We start from the raw sequence: 17,549 nt of genomic DNA, 5'->3' as shown, positions 1-17,549 counted from the left end.
GTCGCCGCCTTCTACATGTCGAATTCGCCGAAACCCGAATTGGCTCCGTTCGTGTCATTAGAAACCTGCACATCCACCCGCATCCATCCCCACGGAATTGCTGGTGGACCTCGTTGGCCGGTCCCAGGACGTCATGTCCATATCATCCCCTTGGAACGTCTCGTCCGGCTCGGTGCCGCACAGCCTCGTTCCGGACTTTTCCGGTTCGCCTTCTCCTTTCTCCGATCTTCCATTCACCACATTCGTGAGACGAATAAGCCGCCATCCCGGGAAACCATGGTTTCCCGGTTGTTCGCGAACGCCCGCCGGTCAAGGATGGATCGGAATGCCGTCATTCCGTCATGATCGGGTGGTTGAAATCAGTCACACGCCTTCCGTTGACCGGTTGGCACGCCCCCGTCTTTCAAGCCCTCTCTGGAAGTCATTTAGGCAAGTTCAGGGGCTCAAATCAACAGGGATTTTTACCTCCTGTTAAGAGAAAGGCATTGACATTTGAGACCCGTTTTTGGCGGCCCGAAAGCGGAAAAAAGAATCGCAAATGAATCAAAGGGATTCTGTTTTTGCCTGTGCTGAACACTCTGAATCAGCAGAAAATAAAAATTTCGCTTGACTGCTGATTGTGACGGCCTGCCGCTAGGTAAGGCTGCCTGAGAAAATAGAACCTCGCACAAGCGATTGATTTATTTCAATTTTTCTTGTCACACAATTGTCAGCGAAAGGACCTGAAAGAGTCAATGTTTTCAACCACTCGCCAGAAACGCGAAAAAGCCCGGCTACCAGCCAGGCTTCTTGAACTTCAGTCTTAGACCGAGAATCAGGCGCTGATTGCCTTCACGCGGGCTGCGAGACGCGAGACCTTGCGGGAAGCGGTATTGCGATGAACGACGCCCTTGGTGGCGGCGCGCTGCAATTCCGGCTGAGCGGCCTTCAAGGCGGCTTCGGCGGCGGTCTTGTCGCCCGATGCAATCGCTTCTTCAACCTTGCGGATGAAGGTGCGGACGCGCGAACGGCGAGCCTTGTTGACTTCGGTACGGCGCTCGATCTTGCGGGTTGCCTTCTTCGCCGATTGGGTATTGGCCATTTCTGTCTCTCTCTAATCCATTCGATCCAACATGCCCCTTTCGCCGCGGCCCCGAAGGGGCGGCCTCATGCGAGGCAATGAGGGAGCATCAGAAAAGCCGGATGACCCACGCTTTTCAATCTGTGGGGCGGCGTATAGCCCCAAAGTGCCTGCCCGTCAATGAGCGGCGGAAAAGATTCTGTGCCCCCTGGCGGAGCTATCGGGCGCCTCCAACAGGAACAGTCCCGGCGCTCATTTCTGGCATACGGGGCAATAGAAAGTCGACCGGCCCGATTGAGTGATCCGGTGGACGATGCCATCACAGCCTTCCGTGACGCAGGGCCTGCCTTCGCGGTCATAGACGCGGAAGCGATGCTGGAAATAGCCGAGCGACCCATCGGTCTGGATATGGTCCCTGAGCGAAGAGCCGCCCGCCTCGATCGCCTCCGATATCACGTCGCGGATGGCGCGTGTCAGATCCTCCAACTGCCGGGATGGCTTTCCAGTCGGGGTGACCACGGACATGGCCGCGCGCGTCGGTTTGATCCGGGAGCGATAGAGCGCCTCGCAGACATAGATATTGCCGAGCCCGGCGATCACGGTCTGGTCGAGGAGAACCGACTTGATCGGCCCCTTCTTGGCCTTGAGCCGTTCGGCCAGGTATTGGGCCGAGAGGTGGTTGCCCGTCGGTTCGGGGCCGAGCACCTTGAAGGCCGGATAGGTATCGATCGCCGATGTCTCGATCAGATCCATGAAACCGAAGCGGCGCGGGTCATTATAGATGATGAGCGTATCGGGCTCGGCATCCCGGCTTATCCTGAGCACGACGTGATCATGCGCCCGGTCCTTGGAGCGCTCGTGGTGGAAGGCGCCGGGCTGCGATGCCTTCTCCAGTTCCTCGATGCGGAACGAACCCGACATGCCGAGATGGGCGATCAGCGAAAGGTCGCCCTCCAGATTGATGACGAGATACTTTGCGCGCCGCGATAGGTGCTCCACCTTGCGTCCTTCGAGCCGGGTCTTGAATTTCTCCGGCAGGGGGAAACGCAGGTCCGCCCGGTTGAGCGTCAGTTCCTTGATCCGCCGGCCCTCCATGAAGGGCGCCAGTCCGCGGCGGACGGTTTCCACTTCGGGCAATTCGGGCATGGAGAAATCCTGGTTTGAGGCCTGACGCTTATAGAATCCGGCCGTTGGCCGGGTCCAGCGCCAAATTCAGGCCCTGCGCGCAATCTCGATGATCACATCGACCGCCGTCTTCGCATCGTCCTCGGTCATGTCGAACTGTCCCGCCTGGAAACGAATGACAATCGCGCCCTCGACCCGTGTCTGGGTGAGATAGATGCGGCCATCGTCGTTGATCGCATTGATCAGCGCGAGATTGCGCGCATCCGGATCACCAGGTCCCTTATAGCGGAAGGAGAAGAGCGAGAGGAAGGGCTCCGTGACGATCTCGAAATCTGGCTCGGCGGCCAGACGCGCCGCGACCATTTCCGACCATTTGACATGATTGCGGATCATCGTCCGAAGCCCTTCCAGCCCATGGTAGCGCAGCAGGAACCACAGCTTCAGCGCCCGGAAGCGGCGGCCGAGCGGCACCGACCATTCGGAATAGTTGATGATGCCATCATGGCCATGGGTCTTGAGATATTCCGGCTGGATCGCGAGCGTCCTCACCAGATCCTCGGGCTTGCGGATGAACTGTACCGAGCAATCGAAGCTCGCGCCCAGCCATTTGTGCGGATTGAAGACGATGGAATCCGCGCCCTCTATGCCTTCCCAGAACACTCTATATTCCGGGCAGATCATCGCCGAGCCTGCCCAGGCCGCGTCAACATGGAGATAAAGTCCGTATTTCCGTGCGACGGCCGCGACTTCGGCAATATTGTCGCAAGCGCCGACGCTGGTTCCGCCGACGCAGGCGATAATGCCGGCTGGAAGCAGCCCCGCCTGCTTGTCGGCGATGATGGCGGCTTCCAGTGCCGCGACATCCATGCCACGGCTTTTTCCCGCGACCGGAATGCGCACGAGGTTCCGCTCACCGACACCCGATACCCAGATCGCGCGATCGATGGATGTGTGGACCTGGCTCGAGGAATAGATGCGGATCTGGTCGTGGCCCGCCAGTCCCTCGGCATTGCCCTTCCAGCCAAGCGCCTTCTCGCGCATGACAAGCACGGCATTAAGAGTGGCCGACGAAGCCGAATCCTGGATGACGCCGGTGAAATCCATGGACAAGCCCAGTGCCTGTCGCAGCCAGTCCATGACCTTGGTTTCGAGTTCGGTTGCCGCCGGCGAGGTCTGCCACAGCATGCATTGGGCGGCCATCACGGTCACCAGATATTCGGCGACGACCGAGACCGGCGCGGCATTGGCCGGGAAATAGGCAAAGAAGCGCGGATGCTGCCAATGCGTCATTCCCGGCACGATGATCTCCTCGAAATCCGCGAAGATCGTCTCCATGTCATGGCCGCTCTCCGGCGCGCTCTCGGCGATCCGGGCCGCGATCTCGCCCGGCCTGGTCTGCGCCCGCACCGGCCGCTCACGCAATGTGTCGCGGTATTCGACCCCCCATTCCGCAGCCTTCCGCGACCACGTGCTGAATTCCTTGCCGCGCATTTTCCATCCTCCGGTTTCGTGCCGAAGATCGGCATTGCCCGACAAATGTCAAGGATCGGCCAATCCACCCCAAAAAAGTCGGCGCGCTAGCGCAACGCCATGTATCCTACTGATATTCCACATGCTATGTGCGATTCTACCGTCCGCGGATTTGCGGCGGGTCAGGGGAACACCATGAAATTCAGAACTTTCGCAACAGCGGCGGTCGTAATGCTCGCCGGCCTTATGTCAGTACAATCGGCGCTCGCCGCCGAAGTCACTTTCACGATACGCAACAATCATCCAAATGCGCTCGAAGTCGAACTCTACAGCCAGGATCGCAACCATGTCTGGCCGGGCGGGGGCGAAGTCTACGTCCTCGACGATGGCGACGCCAAGTCGATGGCGCTTTCCTGCAAGGAAGGTGAGAACATCTGCTACGGCGCATGGATCAAGGGCGATCAGGAAACCTACTGGGGCGTCGGCCCCAACAATGCGCAGTCCTGCACGGATTGCTGCTATACCTGCACGGGCGGAACAACCGAGACGATCGACCTGATCCAGTAACCATGCCTCAAACAGCAAAGTGCCGCCTGGGAGCTCCCTGGCGGCATTTTCGCATTCGACAGACGTAAAAACTATTTCTCGACGGCGCCGACCAGCACATCCTGGGAGTTCTCGATCTTCACCCAGCGACCGGTATTGTACTCCGCCTGACGCTTCATGAAGCGATAAGGCGTCTCGGTCCAGAGCCGGACGCGGTCGTCGAGATTGTCGAGAATGTAGTCGCCGTCCATGGTGCGAACGGTCAGTACTGCGTGGCCTTCGCCGTCGGGCTTGCGCACCACGGTGATCAACAGGTTGGATACGGTGAAGCCCTTGGCCATCAATTCCCGGCGCTTTTCGAGAACGAAATCCTCGCAGTCGCCCACATCGATCGGATAGGTCCAGACTTCGTCACGGCCGAAGATGTCCTGATCGGTCATCGGCATGATTTTATGATTCACGCCGGAATTGATTTCCTTGATGACATTCCAGCCGAAATCCGTGACGCGCGCCGCTCCCGTATTCTCGGACACCACGGAACATTCGTCCTTGCGCGACTGGCAGAATTGATAATGACCGATAGGCTGCGAAGTCACGGCACCCGTCTGCATGAAGCGAGAACCCGCCGCATCCGCATATGACCCTGAAAACGCACTCAACCCAAACGCCAACACCGCAAAAGCGGTCTTGCAGATACTTCCCGACATCAGTTCCAGTCCCCGCAATCCTTAACAAAGAGTTAAAGGGAATTCCGGCTGGGGTGTCAATCGTTAAGCAGGGGTTAATACTCACCATTGAGAACTATGGTTAAGACCTGCGACGGAAATCAGGCATGCGCCGCAATTGCCGTAACGGCAGCCTCGATCCGCTCGAGATCCTCGGGGCGCGACAGGCGGTGATCGCCATCGCGGACAAGCGTCAGGATTGCATCGTCGCCGACGATTTTCTCCATGATTTTAAGAGCATGGCCGTAAGGAACGTCCGGGTCTTTCATTCCCTGCAGGATATGCACCGGGCATCCCGTCACAATCAGGCCATTCATGACGAGATTGTGTCTGCCGTCTTCGATCAGGTCTCGCGTATAGCGATTTGGCTCCGGCGAATAATCCGATTTCTCTTCGAAATAGCCCTTGTCAGCGAGCGATTTGAGCTCTTTTTTGGTCAGGTGCGGCTCAATGAGCACATGTGTAAAGTCCGGGGCCGGGGCGATCAGCACCAGTCCGGCGGTCCGGTTCGAATCGCCTTCCTTCCTGAACTCCTCAACGGCGCGCAAGGCGACCCAGCCGCCCATCGAAGAGCCAACCAGGATCAACCGGCCGGTCGCGAACCTGGCGATCACGGCAAGCGCCTCTTCCAGCCAGAGCGATATCGTGCCTTCAGTATAATGGCCGCTCGATTGGCCGTGGCCGGAATAATCGAAGCGGACGAAGTTGACGCCGATCTTGTTCGCGACCGCTTCCAGCGCCACCGCCTTGGTACCGCTCATGTCGGACCTGTAGCCGCCGAGCCAGACGACCGTCGTGTCGCTTTGCTGGTCCGGCCTGGTTGCAATCGCGGCGATCCGCCTTATATGAGGCTCCTGCCCGACCTCTATGAACGTGACGCCGTTTTCGCTGTCCTGCATCGATAAACTCCATCATGTCTAAGCCGGCAACCAGACGCAGATTCCCGTGATTTCCAGAGATGATTTCCCGGAAAAACCGTGCTAAATACACGGCCTTCTTGCGTCGGCGGTTGCTTTCGAGGGTCGCTGATGGCAGAAAGAGCCCGCAAAGTAAATAATTCAGGAGAATACGACCATTCGCAGACCCTTCAAGGCGGAAGGCCCCACCAAAGACGGCCCGCGCTCAAACCGGGAAATTCGAGTTCCACGTATCCAGCTGATTGGCGCCGATGGCATCAATGTGGGCATCGTGAACACTGACGAGGCGCTCGCCATGGCCGAAGAGGCCGGCCTCGATCTCGTCGAGATTTCGCCGAACACCGAGCCGCCGGTATGCAAGATTCTCGACCTCGGCAAGCTGAAATACGCCACCCAGAAGAAGGCGGCCGAAGCCCGCAAGAAGCAGAAGATCATCGAGATCAAGGAGATCAAGATGCGTCCTAATATCGACACCCATGACTATGAGGTGAAGATGCGGGCGATGCAGCGCTTCTTCGACGAGGGCGACAAGGTCAAGGTGACGCTGAAGTTCCGCGGCCGCGAAATGGCCCATATGGAACTCGGCATGAAGCTCCTGCTTCAGGTCAAGGACGACACGCTGGCGATCGCCAAGGTGGAAGCCGAGCCGAAGCTCGAAGGTCGCCAGATGATGATGGTGCTCGCACCGAAGTAAGAAATTTCGGCATTCGTCAGAATGCAGGCCGCCCGTGAGCCCCGCTCCGGGCGGTTTTTCTATTGCGTACCTGCCTTCGGATAAATCCAGGCGTAGCTGAAATGATAGACGTCGCCCGGCTTGCCGTAGTGATAGGGCTTGGCGATGTCCTGCTCGGACGGTTCGACGCTCCCCACCTCGACCTGGGATGCGTGCCAGCGCCTGAGCTCTTCAGGCATTTCAGCATATTCAGCGCCTTTGTCGCGCCAGACCAGCAGCACCGGATGAGTTGCATCGAACGCGTAGTTCTTTTGAAAGCGCTCGTAGCCCGGGACCATGACCGGAATGCCGGGCGCGTTCAACCGCAGGTTTCCCGCCATCTGCATATCCGATGTCACGATCAGCGAGGGGCGGGCCTGGCGGGAGGCCAGAATACCCTCGATCGCCGGCTGGTAGGGCACGTTGAGCTTGGCGTAGCGGCCGAGATACTGCGCCGCCGGCACGCGCACAAAGAGCGCGAGCGGTATCGCGATCATGATCAACACCGCGATCCATCCGAAACGCTTGGGCGCATTGCCGATGGTCTGGTTGAGCGCATCGAGTTTAAGGCTGAGATAGAGCGGCAGCATGAAGAAGAACGGCGTCAACCAGCGATCCTTGATCAGCGACACCCCGCCGAAGGCCACCAGCAGGATGAGCGCCACGACCAGGATCAGGAACATCCGCCCGACCAGCCGAGTCCATGGACTGGACGCTTGCCACGATTCATGGAAGCGGCGGCCGAAGGAAATCCAGAACGCAATCACCGTCAGCGATCCAAAGGCAATAACCGCGACGGCCAGCGAGAAGAGCCCGCCGGTGATCTGCGAGGCGCGGTCGGCGCTCGCATCCTGCGTCAGCTTACCAAGGGTGCGGCCCGTCGCGACATCCACATTGTCGAGGAACCACATCGCATGTGGAGTGACGATGGCAGCCGCCGCGATAATCGTCAGCAGCATCCGCCAGTTGATCAAGCGGCCGCGAAATTCGGCCTCAAACAGGATCGCAATGAACGCCGCAGCCGGCAGGAGCGCGAAATTGTACTTCGAGATCATGCCGATGCCGATCGCGATGCCGGTCAGCAGATAGCTGAAGACATTGGGGCTCTTGAGCGCCCCGAACAGGGCATAGATAAAGAGGGACGCGGCAAACAGCACCGCGACGGAATGCGTGAGGTCGCGCTGGGATTCGAAGACGATCTGCGGGATGGTGAGCATACCCAGCACGGCGATGATCGCCAGGGCCTTGTTGCGGATCACCAGATGTGCCGCCGCTCCTACCAATACATAACAGCAGAAGAGCATGAGGTTCTTGAGCAGGCTGAGCGCCAGAACCGTATCGCCCAGCACCTGCACCACGCCATATTGCAGCCAGTTATAGAAAGGCGGCTGGGTGTCGTAGCCCACGGCCAGCCATTGCGCGAGAAACAGTTGCTGGCCCTCGTCGAGCTCCAGCGAATTGGGCAGCGCCAGCCTCAGCGCGACATTGACGGCGAAATAAATCGCAAGCAGCAGATAGAGCGTGCCGCTATCGCGCATCATCCTCGCGATCATCAGTCTTCCCGATCATAAGTCTTGCGCACGACGTAGTTCACATCCGTGCTCTGCGTGCGTGCCAGCATTTCGGCGAGGATGCCGGTCGTGATCATCTGCACCGAGGCGATGAACAGCATGACGGCGGTGATGAACATCGGCCGCGTGCCGATGTCCTGGCCGAACACGAATTTCACGCAGGCGAGATAGACGAACATCAGCCCGCTGATGCCGCCGAAGAACAGGCCGATCGAGCCGAAGAACTGTGCCGGCCGCTGGCGGAAGCGCATGAAGAACAGCACCGAGAGCAGGTCGAGAAACACCCGGAAGGTGCGCGAGATGCCATATTTCGATTCGCCGAACTGGCGCGGATAATGATTGACCACCATCTCGCCGATCCGCGAGGTCGGCACGACGCTGGCGATCCACGCCGGGATAAAGCGATGCATGCCGCCGAGAATGCGAATCTGCTTCAATATCTGCGTCCGGTAGAGCTTCAGCCCGCAGCCGTAATCATGGATGTGCACGCCGGTGATCTTGCGGATCAGGCGGTTGGCGAAATAGGACGGAATCAGCCGCAGCCACAAACCGTCCTGCCGCGCCTTGCGCCAGCCGCAGAGCAAATCGAGATCGCGCTCCTCGAGCACGGCGACCATCTTCGGAATGTCATACGGATCGTTCTGAAGGTCGCCGTCGAGGGTCACCAGCAGCCGGCCCCGCGCGGCGTCGATGCCGGCTTGCAGGCCCGCCGCCTTGCCGAAATTGCGCTGGAACTCGATGATCCGGAGATCGAGACCGGGCCGGGCATATTCCTTGCGGACGTTGTGAAGCGTGCCATCGGTCGAACCATCATCGACAATGACAAGTTCCCACGGCTTGCCGAAGTCCTTCAGGGCATCGCAGATGCGCTCGAAAAGCGGCGCGATGCTCTCTTCTTCATTGCAGACCGGAATGAGCACGGAAAGTTCGATTTCGCCCGCCATATCGGGGATCACCTCGAAGGCGGATTGGTTTTGCAGCACGTCGCGGCACTCCGGAATGGCTGGTTTTAGTCGGGCCTTCTGTTATAGCAGGCGCCGGATCAAAGCAATCGGGGCGGAAAACGCGATTGATATATCGAGAAGGCGCCACCGTTCTGGCTCGGCGGAATCGACTTTGCACCCTCTTCTCCCCTTGGGGAGAAGTGCCGAGCGCATGCGAGGCGATGAGGGGTTCTCATCTATTCATGAGCGCTTCGCGCAACCCCTCATCCGGCCTTCGGCCACCTTCTCCCCAAGGGGAGAAGAGAGAGCAGGCCGCACAGTCGCGCTTCAATCTCGCTGAGCTGCTTGGAGGCTCATATCCTTCATGACAGCGCGCGACTGGCTCCTCCGCAACAGGATCACGCTGCTGACCATCGCGGTGGTCGCACTTTATGCCATCTTCATTGAATGGTTCTTCGGCTGGAGCACAATCCTTGCCGGCTGGCAGGCCGTGGGCATCTGGACCATCCTGTTGGCGCTGACGTTACTCGTCGGCACCTATTTCATCCGCACCCATCGCATGCAGGATTACTTTCCGCGCGAGACATCAGGGCAATTCCTCAAGCTTTTCCGCGTCACGCAGGTACATAACCTGCTCAATATCATGCTGCCGTTCCGGACCGGCGAGACGAGCTTTCCGCTGTTGATGCGCTCTGAATTCGGCGTGCCGCTGGCGCATGGCACTTCGGCGCTGCTGGTGCTGAGGCTGCTCGACCTGCATGCGCTGCTGGCGGCGGCCGGGCTTGGATTGATCGCCAGTGCCAGCCGGACTTATCTCGTCGCGGCATTCTGGGCAGTCTTCCTCCTCCTTCCACTCATCCTCTTCCCGCTCAAGAGCCGTTTGATCGTGGCCATGCGCCAACGTCTGCCGGAGCGGCTTGCGACACTGGTGGACGAGATCGACGACGGCCTGCCGCGTAATGTCTCCGCCTTCACCCGTGCCTGGATGCTCACGGTGCTCAACTGGGGCGTCAAGGTGCTGGTGCTCGCCTGGGTGCTTGGGCTGATGGGCGTGCTGCCCGTGGCGGCGACGTTCGGCGGGGCACTGGGCGGCGAGCTATCCTCCGTGCTCCCGGTCCACGCGCCGGCGGGTGTCGGCACCTATCCGGCCGGCATCGGGGCGGGCGCGGCGGCGTTTGGTTCGGCGCGGGATGCGGCGACGCTGGAATTGCTCGCCAAGGCCAGCATCAACACACATCTGTTGATGATCGTCTCGGCGCTCCTGGGGACGGGGTTGTCGTTGATACTGCCTTCGATGTTCGTAAGAAAGAGCCCCTCACCCTAGCCCTCTCCCCGTGAAGGACGGGGAGAGGGGACGCTGGAGGCGTAGGCGTTGCCACGAGTCCCTTCTCCCCGCTTGCGGGGAGAAGATGCCGGCAGGCAGGCGCAGCATGTCGCGCCGGAGATGAGGGGCAAATCCTGTGCGAAAGAATCTCCACCCACCCCGTTGCGCTTTTCCCCCACCCCGGTTATACACCGCCCGTCCGAACGGTCCGGCAGGGCATGCCGTGGCCGTTCTTTATGCTTGAAATGGGCTTCATCGGCTCGTTTCTCAAAAACCAGAACAATGGAGTAGCAAAATGCCCAAGATGAAGACGAAGTCGTCTGCCAAGAAGCGGTTCAAGATCACCGCCACCGGCAAGGTTCTGTCGGCAGCTGCCGGCAAGCGCCATGGAATGATCAAGCGCAGCAACAAGTTCATTCGCAACGCCCGCGGCACCATGGTTCTGGCTGAACCCGATGGCCGTAAGGTGATCAAGAATTACTTGCCCAACGGTCTCTGAGACCAGCGCATATTTGTTGTTTAAGGAGATCATGACATGTCACGTGTAAAAAGAGGCGTTACCTCGAGCGCCAAGCATAAGAAGGTTTTGAAGGCCGCCAAGGGCTTTTACGGCCGTCGCAAAAACACCATCCGCGCTGCAAAGGCTGCCGTCGATCGCTCGATGCAGTACGCAACGCGCGACCGCAAGGTCAAGAAGCGGAATTTCCGCGCCCTCTGGATCCAGCGCATCAATGCCGCCGTCCGCGAGCATGGCCTGTCCTATGGCCGCTTCATCGACGGCCTGACCAAGGCCGGCATCGAAGTCGATCGCAAGGTTATGTCCGAAATGGCGATCAGCCAGCCGGAAGCCTTCGGTTCGCTCGTCGCCGCCTCCAAGAAGGCGCTGTCCTACCTCAAGGACGCAGGCACCACCAACGAGTTTGAAAGCGCGGTCAAGTAAGCCAGCGCTTCCCAAATTCTATTTTCATATTGGGAAACCCGCGCTGGCAGGGCTAGCGCGGGTTTTTTCTTGTCCAGCCCCCACCTTATCCAGCCATTCCATTCATGGGCGAAGAAATGTCCGACCTCGATCAGTTGAAATCATCCATATTGGCGGAAATCGCCACCGCGTCAGACGAGGCGGCGATCGAAAATGTCCGCGTCAATGCGCTGGGCAAGAAGGGTTCGATCTCCGAACTCCTCAAGACGCTCGGCAGCATGAGCGCTGAGGAGCGCCAGACGCGCGGTGCTGCGATCAACCAGCTCAAATCAGAGGTGACCGAGCAGATCGGCACGGCCAAGTCGTCGCTCAGGGACAAGGCGATCAACGAACGCCTCGCCCGCGAGACCGTCGATGTGACGCTGCCGGTTCGCTCCTCCCCCGCCGAACGCGGCCGCATCCACCCGATCACGCAAATAATTGACGAGATCACTGCGATCTTCGGCGACATGGGGTTCTCGATCGCGGAGGGGCCGGATATCGAGACCGACTATTATAATTTCACGGCGCTCAATTTCCCGCTCGGCCACCCGGCGCGCGAGATGCACGACACCTTCTTCCTGCCGCCCGACGCCAATGGCGAGCGCAAGGTGCTGCGCACGCATACGTCGCCAGTGCAGATACGCACCATGGAGGCGCAGCAGCCGCCGATCCGCATCATCATTCCCGGCAAGACCTACCGCCAGGATTCGGACGCCACCCATTCGCCGATGTTCCACCAGGTCGAAGGCCTCGTCATCGACAAGTCGGCCAATGTCGCCAACATGCGCTGGGTGCTGGAGGAATTCTGCAAGGCCTTCTTCGAAGTGCCTTCGGTCAACATGCGTTTCCGCCCGTCCTTCTTCCCCTTCACCGAGCCCTCGGTCGAGGTCGATATCCAGTGCGACCGCTCGGGCGACGTTATCAAGTTCGGCGAAGGCAACGACTGGATGGAGATCCTCGGCTGCGGCATGGTTCACCCGAACGTTCTGCGCGCCGGCGGGCTCGATCCGGATGTCTACCAGGGCTTCGCCTGGGGCATGGGGCTCGACCGCATCGCCATGCTGAAATACGGCATGCCCGACCTCCGCGACTTCTTCAACGCCGACGTGCGCTGGATGAACCATTACGGCTTCCGCCCCCTCGACATGCCGACGCTGTTCGGCGGCTTGAGCGCGTGATCGGGCGAAGGAGATAGAGACATGAAATTCACACTGTCCTGGTTGAAGGATCATCTCGAAACCGACGCGACGCTCGAGCAAATCTGCGAGCGGCTGACGCTGATTGGCCTTGAAGTCGAAAGCGTTGACGACAAGAAGGGCTTCGCGCCCTTCGTCATCGCCAAGGTGCTGACAGCGGAGAAGCATCCGCAGGCCGACAAGCTCAAGGTGCTCTCGGTCGATATCGGCTCGGGTGCGCCCGTGCAGGTCGTCTGCGGCGCGCCGAATGCGCGTGCGGGCCTTGTCGGTGCATTTGCCGCTCCGGGCGTCTATGTGCCTGGCATCGATGTCACACTCGGCGTCGGCAATATCCGTGGCGTGGAGAGCCGCGGCATGATGTGCTCGGAGAAGGAACTCGAAATCTCCGACAGCCATGACGGCATCATCGACCTCCCCGAGGATGCGCCCGTCGGCACATCCTTCGCCAAGTATTACGGCATCGACGATCCGATGATCGAGATCAACCTGACGCCGAACCGTCCCGATTGCACCTCGATCTATGGCATCGCCCGCGATCTCGCGGCTTCCGGCATGGGCACGCTCAAGACCCGTCCGGCCCCGTCCTTCAAGGTCGAGGGCGAGACGCCGGTCAAGGTGGCGCTCGATTTCGCTGGCGACGACAAGGCACTTTGCCCCGGCTTCGCGCTCCGCCTCGTGCGCGGCGTCAAGAACGGCCCAAGCCCGGCCTGGATGCAGAAGCGTCTGCGCGCCATCGGCTTGCGACCCATCAACGCGCTCGTCGATGTCACCAACTACCTGACCTTCGACCAGGGCCGGCCGCTGCATGTGTTCGACGCCGCCAAGGTCAAGGGCAATCTCACCGTCCGCCATGCGAAGGAAGGCGAAAAGGTACTGGCGCTCGATGGCCGCGAATACAGTCTTTCGCCGGCTAACGTTGTTATCGCTGATGAGAATGGTGTCGAATCGATCGGAGGCATCATGGGCGGCGAGCATTCCGGCTGCGACGAGAACACAGTGGACGTGCTGATCGAATCGGCGCTGTGGAACCCGCTCAACGTCGCCCGCACCGGCCGCGAACATGGCATCATCACCGATGCGCGCTACCGCTTCGAGCGCGGCGTCGATCCGGAATATATGGTGCCGGGCCTCGAACGCGCGACCGAACTGGTGCTGGAGCTTTGCGGCGGCACGCCAGCCAAAACAGATGTCGTCGGCTACGAAGGCTACACCCCGAAGGCCGTGACCTTCCCGTTCTCCGAGGTCAAGCGCCTGACCGGGCTTGAGATCGCGAAGGACGAGTCGCGGTCGATCCTCAATCGTCTTGGCTTCAAAACCCAAGGCACTGGCGATACAGTGACGGCCTACGTTCCCTCATGGCGCCCCGATGTCGATGGGAAGGCCGACCTCGTGGAAGAAGTGATGCGCATCCACGGCATCAACGAGATCGGCCCGCAGCCGCTGCCGCGCCTCGGTGACGTGAACCAGAAAATCCTGACCACGCTGCAGATCCGTTCGCGGCTCGCCAAGCGGGCGCTCGCCGCGCGCGGCATGCTGGAAGCGGTGACTTGGTCGTTCATCCCGGCCGAGCATGCCGCCCTCTTCGGTGGCGGTTCGCCGTCGCTCAAGCTCGAAAACCCGATCGCGTCGGATATGTCCGACATGCGGCCCTCGCTGCTGCCCGGCCTGCTGGCGGCCGCGCAACGCAATGCCGACAAGGGCCATGGCGACGTGGCTTTGTTCGAGGTCTCGGGTACCTATGAGGACGACACGGCGGACGGCCAGCGCCGCATCGCCGGCGGCATCCGTCGTGGCACCGCGACCCTCAACGGCTCTGGTCGGCTGTGGTCGAACAAGGACAAGGGCGGCGGCAGGCAGGTCGACGTCTACGAGGCCAAGGCCGATGCGCTGGCCGTACTCGAAGCTATCGGCTTCCCAACCGCCAACCTGCAGATCGAGCAGGGCGGACCGAGCTGGTATCACCCCGGCCGTTCCGGCACGATCAAGATGGGTCCGAAGCTGGTCATCGGCCATTTCGGTGAGTTCCATCCGAAGACGCTGGAAGCGCTCGACGTCTCGGGCGCGCTTTGCGGCTTCGAACTTGTCATCGACAAGCTGCCGGAACCAAAGAAGAAGGCGACCCGCACCAAGCCGGTACTGGAACTCTCGCCCTTCCAGGCCGTGAAGCGCGACTTCGCCTTCGTGGTCGATCGCAAGGTCGATGCCGGCTCGATCGTCCGCGCCGCCACCAGCGCCGACCGCAAGTTGATCACGGGTGTCTCGGTGTTCGACGTCTTCGAGGGCGCCGCGCTCGGCGAAGACAAGAAGTCGATCGCCATCGAAGTCTCGATCCAGCCGGCCGAACGGACGCTGACCGACGAGGATTTCGATGCGCTGACCAAGCGGATTATTGCGAATGTGGAGAAGTCCACGGGTGGGGTGTTGCGGGGTTAGTCGCCGCGATCTTCGATTCTTTTGAGATGCCGCTGGTCATAGGCAACGCTTCGATGGGCGACGCTTATGACCAGCACCAATCCTCCGTCCGTTTCAAAGAGTTGGCAAACCAGCCGGATGTCGCCGACGCGCAGTTTCCAGAAACCTTTCATGTTGCTGGAATAGGGTACCAGTTTCTGCCGTGGATCATCGAGTGCTGCTAGCCCATCAAGCACCTTCTTGATGCGCCGCTGATCGGGCGTGCCCAGCTTCCGGAGTTCGTTGACCGCCTCCGGATGCCACTCAATTTTCAATGCCTAGGTCCTTCCAGACGTCATCGTTAGAGACGGCTTTGAAAGGCTTAGCGAGGCGTTCCCGAACGACGTAAAAGTCCTCGAGTTCTTCCAGCTTATCGATGATCGCCTGACGGAAAAGCTCACTCTGGTTCAGGCCATGGATTTTGGCCAGGCTGTTCCAGCGATTCTTGGTGTCGTCGTCGATACGGATGCTGACGGTCGCCATTCTGCGCTCCTAGTGCTACATGTAATACACGTAACACAAGCGTCAGCAAACGCCAAGCTCTACCACCCCACCCGCCGCGCATTCCGCAGCGGCTTCATCTCCGGCTCCACCCAGTTGCTCGGCGGATGCAGCAGATCGTCCCGTGCCTCGGGCACCGGCAGGCCGTGCAGCCAGAGCCACACCTGCATGCAGAGCCAGGCATCTTCCAGCGCGCCGTGCTGCTTGCCGCGGCCGCGATGGCCCATATGGGCGAGCACCTTGTCGAGCCCGCCGGGGCGGCCGTATTTCGTCTTGTAGCGCCGCATCGAGCAATCGAAGCGTGCCGGCCCCAGCGTGTGGCCGCAAAGCGAGAATTCGCCGCGCACGAAACGCTCGTCGAAGGCGGCATTGTGGGCGATGACGCTATCGGCACGCTCGAAGGGCCCGATGATCTCTTCGGCATGGGTGGAGAAATCCGGCTGGAAGGTGAGCGTCCAGTCGTCATAGCCATGCACGGCAGCCGCGAATGGATTGCTCTTGCGGCCGGGATTGAAGATGAGATGACCGGTGTTCGTGCAATCGGCGCCATCCTGCAGCGCCTCGATGTCCAGCTCGACGGCACCAAGCGTGATCACCCGGTCGTCATAGGTGAGACCCGTCGTCTCGACATCGACGAAGAGAAGATGCCTCGGAGTTTTGCCTGCCACGTGTCGAACCCGCCTTGCTGCCCGATTCCGGGTTAGACCGGCGGGGCTGAGTTGGCAAGTGACGTGAGCAAGCAATCCCCTTTGAACTAGCCGTCTCTGAGAGGCTATAGCGCGCGCCGGCAGCAGCGAACTCCCGCTTCTCCCCTTGGGGAGAAGGTGGCGCAAAGCGCCGGATGAGGGGTTCCCATCCATCCACTTTGCGCTTCGCGCAACCCCTCATCACCGGCGCGACAGGCTGCGCCTGAGCCCTTCGGGCATCTTCTCCCCAAGGGGAGAAGCGGGAACAAGCGTCGTTCGGCGCCTGCTCCGTCAGAGATTGGTCATCTTCATCATCGCTTCGGTATAGCGCGCACCGGCCGCCGCCTCGGGCGACACCAGTGCGCCCAGCGCATCCGCTTCCGCATCAGTGAGCACGATGTCCACCGCCGCGGCATTGTCCTCGATATTGCGGATCTTTCGCGCGCCGGGGATCGGCACGATGAAATCGCCCTGGTGCAGGACCCAGGCGAGCGACAGCTGCGCTGCCGTCACGCCCTTATCCCCAGCCATGTCGGCGATCTTGGCGGCGAGAGCGGCGTTGCGGTCGAAATTCTCGCCCTGGAAGCGCGGCAGGCCGAGGCGGAAATCGCCCTCGGCGAGATTTTCGGGCTTCAGCGTGCCGGTCAGCATGCCGCGCCCGAGCGGGCTGAAGGGCACGAAGCCGATGCCGAGTTCGCGGCAGGTATCGAGCACATTCTCCTCGGGATCGCGGGTCCAGAGCGAATATTCGCTTTGCACGGCGGCGATGGGATGAACCGCATGCGCGCGGCGGATGGTGGCGGACGAGGCTTCGGAGAGGCCGAGCGTGCGTATCTTGCCCTCTTTCACCAGATCGGCCATGGCGCCCACCGTTTCCTCGATCGGCACATCGGGATCGACGCGATGTTGGTAGTAGAGATCGATGACATCGAGACCGAGCCGCTTCAGCGAAGCCTCGGCCACGGCGCGTACGTTCTTCGGGGTACTGTCGGTGCCGCCCGCCTGTTTCGTCACGCCGTCCTTCGTCTCGTAGCGAAAGCCGAATTTCGTGGCGATCGTCACCTTGTCGCGCAGCGGCTTCAACGCCTTGCCGACGAGAATTTCGTTGGTGAGCGGCCCATAGGCCTCGGCGGTATCGAAAAACGAAATGCCGATCTCCACGGCGCGGTGCAGTGCTGTAATCGCGTCCTTCTTGTCCGCGCCGCCATAGGCGTGGCTGAAACCCATGCAGCCGAGGCCGATGGCGGAGACTTCGAGTTCTCGTCCGAGTTTGCGCTTCTTCATGGAAATATCCTTTCGAGATAGCGGATTGCCGGACCGGGCGGGCTGGCAAGCAGGCGCCGGGTCAAGAGAAAGGGAA

Annotated in this window: 18 protein-coding genes; 7 read left to right on the top strand and 11 right to left on the bottom strand. The window is 60.5% G+C overall.

Annotated elements, in window-relative coordinates:
• Positions 1 to 814 precede the first annotated feature (814 nt).
• The 3 genes from rpsT to IHQ71_RS28900 all read right to left on the bottom strand — a co-directional run bounded on the left by rpsT (position 815) and on the right by IHQ71_RS28900 (position 3,676).
• Positions 815 to 1,081 (bottom strand): 30S ribosomal protein S20, encoded by a 267-nt coding sequence (gene rpsT / locus IHQ71_RS28910; RefSeq protein WP_258159830.1) that lies wholly within the window; start codon positions 1,079 to 1,081, stop codon positions 815 to 817.
• A 231-nt stretch (positions 1,082 to 1,312) separates the two neighbouring features.
• The gene (mutM, locus tag IHQ71_RS28905) at positions 1,313 to 2,206 is read right to left on the bottom strand and encodes a bifunctional DNA-formamidopyrimidine glycosylase/DNA-(apurinic or apyrimidinic site) lyase (protein ID WP_258159829.1); all 894 of its coding nucleotides are present in this window, start codon (positions 2,204 to 2,206) and stop codon (positions 1,313 to 1,315) included.
• Positions 2,207 to 2,272: 66 nt separating this feature from the next.
• Positions 2,273 to 3,676, bottom strand: a complete 1,404-nt coding sequence (locus tag IHQ71_RS28900) for an aspartate aminotransferase family protein (RefSeq protein WP_258159828.1) — start codon at positions 3,674 to 3,676, stop codon at positions 2,273 to 2,275.
• 174 nt (positions 3,677 to 3,850) lie between these two features.
• On the opposite strand from IHQ71_RS28900, the gene IHQ71_RS28895 reads away from it, so the two are divergent.
• The gene (locus IHQ71_RS28895) at positions 3,851 to 4,222 is read left to right on the top strand and encodes a hypothetical protein (RefSeq protein WP_258159827.1); all 372 of its coding nucleotides are present in this window, start codon (positions 3,851 to 3,853) and stop codon (positions 4,220 to 4,222) included.
• 71 nt (positions 4,223 to 4,293) lie between these two features.
• Here IHQ71_RS28895 and IHQ71_RS28890 read toward each other — a convergent pair whose 3' ends face one another.
• Entirely contained in the window at positions 4,294 to 4,908 is a 615-nt protein-coding gene (locus IHQ71_RS28890; RefSeq protein ID WP_258159826.1) for a transglutaminase-like cysteine peptidase, read from the bottom strand.
• 119 nt (positions 4,909 to 5,027) lie between these two features.
• A complete protein-coding gene (locus IHQ71_RS28885; protein ID WP_258159825.1) occupies positions 5,028 to 5,825 on the bottom strand; it encodes a carboxylesterase in 798 nt (265 codons plus the stop codon).
• Positions 5,826 to 6,000: 175 nt separating this feature from the next.
• On the opposite strand from IHQ71_RS28885, the gene infC reads away from it, so the two are divergent.
• Entirely contained in the window at positions 6,001 to 6,537 is a 537-nt protein-coding gene (gene infC / locus IHQ71_RS28880; protein WP_258162987.1) for a translation initiation factor IF-3, read from the top strand.
• Positions 6,538 to 6,596: 59 nt separating this feature from the next.
• Here the strand turns inward: infC and IHQ71_RS28875 are convergent, their stop codons facing one another.
• Together IHQ71_RS28875 and IHQ71_RS28870 are read right to left on the bottom strand one after the other, a co-directional pair.
• Complete coding sequence (locus tag IHQ71_RS28875; RefSeq protein WP_258159824.1) at positions 6,597 to 8,108, bottom strand: glycosyltransferase family 39 protein; 1,512 nt, start codon at positions 8,106 to 8,108, stop codon at positions 6,597 to 6,599.
• The gene (locus IHQ71_RS28870; RefSeq protein WP_258162986.1) at positions 8,108 to 9,070 is read right to left on the bottom strand and encodes a glycosyltransferase family 2 protein; all 963 of its coding nucleotides are present in this window, start codon (positions 9,068 to 9,070) and stop codon (positions 8,108 to 8,110) included. The genes IHQ71_RS28875 and IHQ71_RS28870 overlap by 1 nt, the downstream gene beginning before the upstream one ends.
• A gap of 364 nt (positions 9,071 to 9,434) precedes the next feature.
• Here IHQ71_RS28870 and IHQ71_RS28865 point away from each other — a divergent pair, with 364 nt between their 5' ends.
• The 5 genes from IHQ71_RS28865 to pheT all read left to right on the top strand — a co-directional run bounded on the left by IHQ71_RS28865 (position 9,435) and on the right by pheT (position 14,984).
• Positions 9,435 to 10,394, top strand: coding sequence for a flippase-like domain-containing protein (locus IHQ71_RS28865; RefSeq protein ID WP_258159823.1), 960 nt, complete (start codon positions 9,435 to 9,437; stop codon positions 10,392 to 10,394).
• A gap of 295 nt (positions 10,395 to 10,689) precedes the next feature.
• Positions 10,690 to 10,893, top strand: a complete 204-nt coding sequence (gene rpmI / locus IHQ71_RS28860) for a 50S ribosomal protein L35 (RefSeq protein WP_258159822.1) — start codon at positions 10,690 to 10,692, stop codon at positions 10,891 to 10,893.
• A 36-nt stretch (positions 10,894 to 10,929) separates the two neighbouring features.
• Positions 10,930 to 11,334, top strand: coding sequence for a 50S ribosomal protein L20 (gene rplT, locus IHQ71_RS28855; RefSeq protein ID WP_258159821.1), 405 nt, complete (start codon positions 10,930 to 10,932; stop codon positions 11,332 to 11,334).
• A 116-nt stretch (positions 11,335 to 11,450) separates the two neighbouring features.
• Entirely contained in the window at positions 11,451 to 12,533 is a 1,083-nt protein-coding gene (gene pheS / locus IHQ71_RS28850; protein WP_258159820.1) for a phenylalanine--tRNA ligase subunit alpha, read from the top strand.
• A gap of 21 nt (positions 12,534 to 12,554) precedes the next feature.
• The gene (pheT, locus tag IHQ71_RS28845) at positions 12,555 to 14,984 is read left to right on the top strand and encodes a phenylalanine--tRNA ligase subunit beta (protein ID WP_258159819.1); all 2,430 of its coding nucleotides are present in this window, start codon (positions 12,555 to 12,557) and stop codon (positions 14,982 to 14,984) included.
• Here the strand turns inward: pheT and IHQ71_RS28840 are convergent.
• The 4 genes from IHQ71_RS28840 to IHQ71_RS28825 form a co-directional block, all read right to left on the bottom strand.
• A complete protein-coding gene (locus tag IHQ71_RS28840; RefSeq protein ID WP_258159818.1) occupies positions 14,981 to 15,277 on the bottom strand; it encodes a type II toxin-antitoxin system RelE/ParE family toxin in 297 nt (98 codons plus the stop codon). The two genes, pheT and IHQ71_RS28840, sit on opposite strands and share 4 nt — an antisense overlap.
• Positions 15,267 to 15,485 carry a DUF6290 family protein gene (locus IHQ71_RS28835; RefSeq protein ID WP_258159817.1) on the bottom strand — a complete coding sequence of 73 codons (219 nt, stop codon included), beginning with the start codon at positions 15,483 to 15,485 and terminating at the stop codon, positions 15,267 to 15,269. The genes IHQ71_RS28840 and IHQ71_RS28835 overlap by 11 nt, the downstream gene beginning before the upstream one ends.
• A 59-nt stretch (positions 15,486 to 15,544) precedes the next feature.
• Positions 15,545 to 16,171, bottom strand: a complete 627-nt coding sequence (locus IHQ71_RS28830; protein WP_258159816.1) for a 3'-5' exonuclease — start codon at positions 16,169 to 16,171, stop codon at positions 15,545 to 15,547.
• Positions 16,172 to 16,480: 309 nt separating this feature from the next.
• Entirely contained in the window at positions 16,481 to 17,473 is a 993-nt protein-coding gene (locus IHQ71_RS28825) for an aldo/keto reductase (RefSeq protein WP_258159815.1), read from the bottom strand.
• Between the last annotated feature and the right edge of the window lie 76 nt (positions 17,474 to 17,549).

This window comes from Rhizobium sp. TH2 (genome assembly GCF_024707525.1).
In the GTDB taxonomy this organism is placed as follows: Bacteria; Pseudomonadota; Alphaproteobacteria; order Rhizobiales; family Rhizobiaceae; genus Rhizobium_E.
This window is presented reverse-complemented; position numbering and strand designations above follow the sequence as displayed.

Coding starts and splice junctions, on each gene's coding strand:
- IHQ71_RS28900 (WP_258159828.1), bottom strand. CDS start 3,676: ATGCGCGGCAAGGAATTCAGCACGTGGTCGCGGAAGGCTGCGGAATGG.
- mutM (WP_258159829.1), bottom strand. CDS start 2,206: ATGCCCGAATTGCCCGAAGTGGAAACCGTCCGCCGCGGACTGGCGCCC.
- rplT (WP_258159821.1), top strand. CDS start 10,930: ATGTCACGTGTAAAAAGAGGCGTTACCTCGAGCGCCAAGCATAAGAAG.
- IHQ71_RS28890 (WP_258159826.1), bottom strand. CDS start 4,908: ATGTCGGGAAGTATCTGCAAGACCGCTTTTGCGGTGTTGGCGTTTGGG.
- rpmI (WP_258159822.1), top strand. CDS start 10,690: ATGCCCAAGATGAAGACGAAGTCGTCTGCCAAGAAGCGGTTCAAGATC.
- IHQ71_RS28870 (WP_258162986.1), bottom strand. CDS start 9,070: ATGGCGGGCGAAATCGAACTTTCCGTGCTCATTCCGGTCTGCAATGAA.
- rpsT (WP_258159830.1), bottom strand. CDS start 1,081: ATGGCCAATACCCAATCGGCGAAGAAGGCAACCCGCAAGATCGAGCGC.
- IHQ71_RS28825 (WP_258159815.1), bottom strand. CDS start 17,473: ATGAAGAAGCGCAAACTCGGACGAGAACTCGAAGTCTCCGCCATCGGC.
- IHQ71_RS28835 (WP_258159817.1), bottom strand. CDS start 15,485: ATGGCGACCGTCAGCATCCGTATCGACGACGACACCAAGAATCGCTGG.
- IHQ71_RS28885 (WP_258159825.1), bottom strand. CDS start 5,825: ATGCAGGACAGCGAAAACGGCGTCACGTTCATAGAGGTCGGGCAGGAG.
- IHQ71_RS28895 (WP_258159827.1), top strand. CDS start 3,851: ATGAAATTCAGAACTTTCGCAACAGCGGCGGTCGTAATGCTCGCCGGC.
- pheS (WP_258159820.1), top strand. CDS start 11,451: ATGTCCGACCTCGATCAGTTGAAATCATCCATATTGGCGGAAATCGCC.
- IHQ71_RS28865 (WP_258159823.1), top strand. CDS start 9,435: ATGACAGCGCGCGACTGGCTCCTCCGCAACAGGATCACGCTGCTGACC.
- pheT (WP_258159819.1), top strand. CDS start 12,555: ATGAAATTCACACTGTCCTGGTTGAAGGATCATCTCGAAACCGACGCG.
- IHQ71_RS28875 (WP_258159824.1), bottom strand. CDS start 8,108: ATGATCGCGAGGATGATGCGCGATAGCGGCACGCTCTATCTGCTGCTT.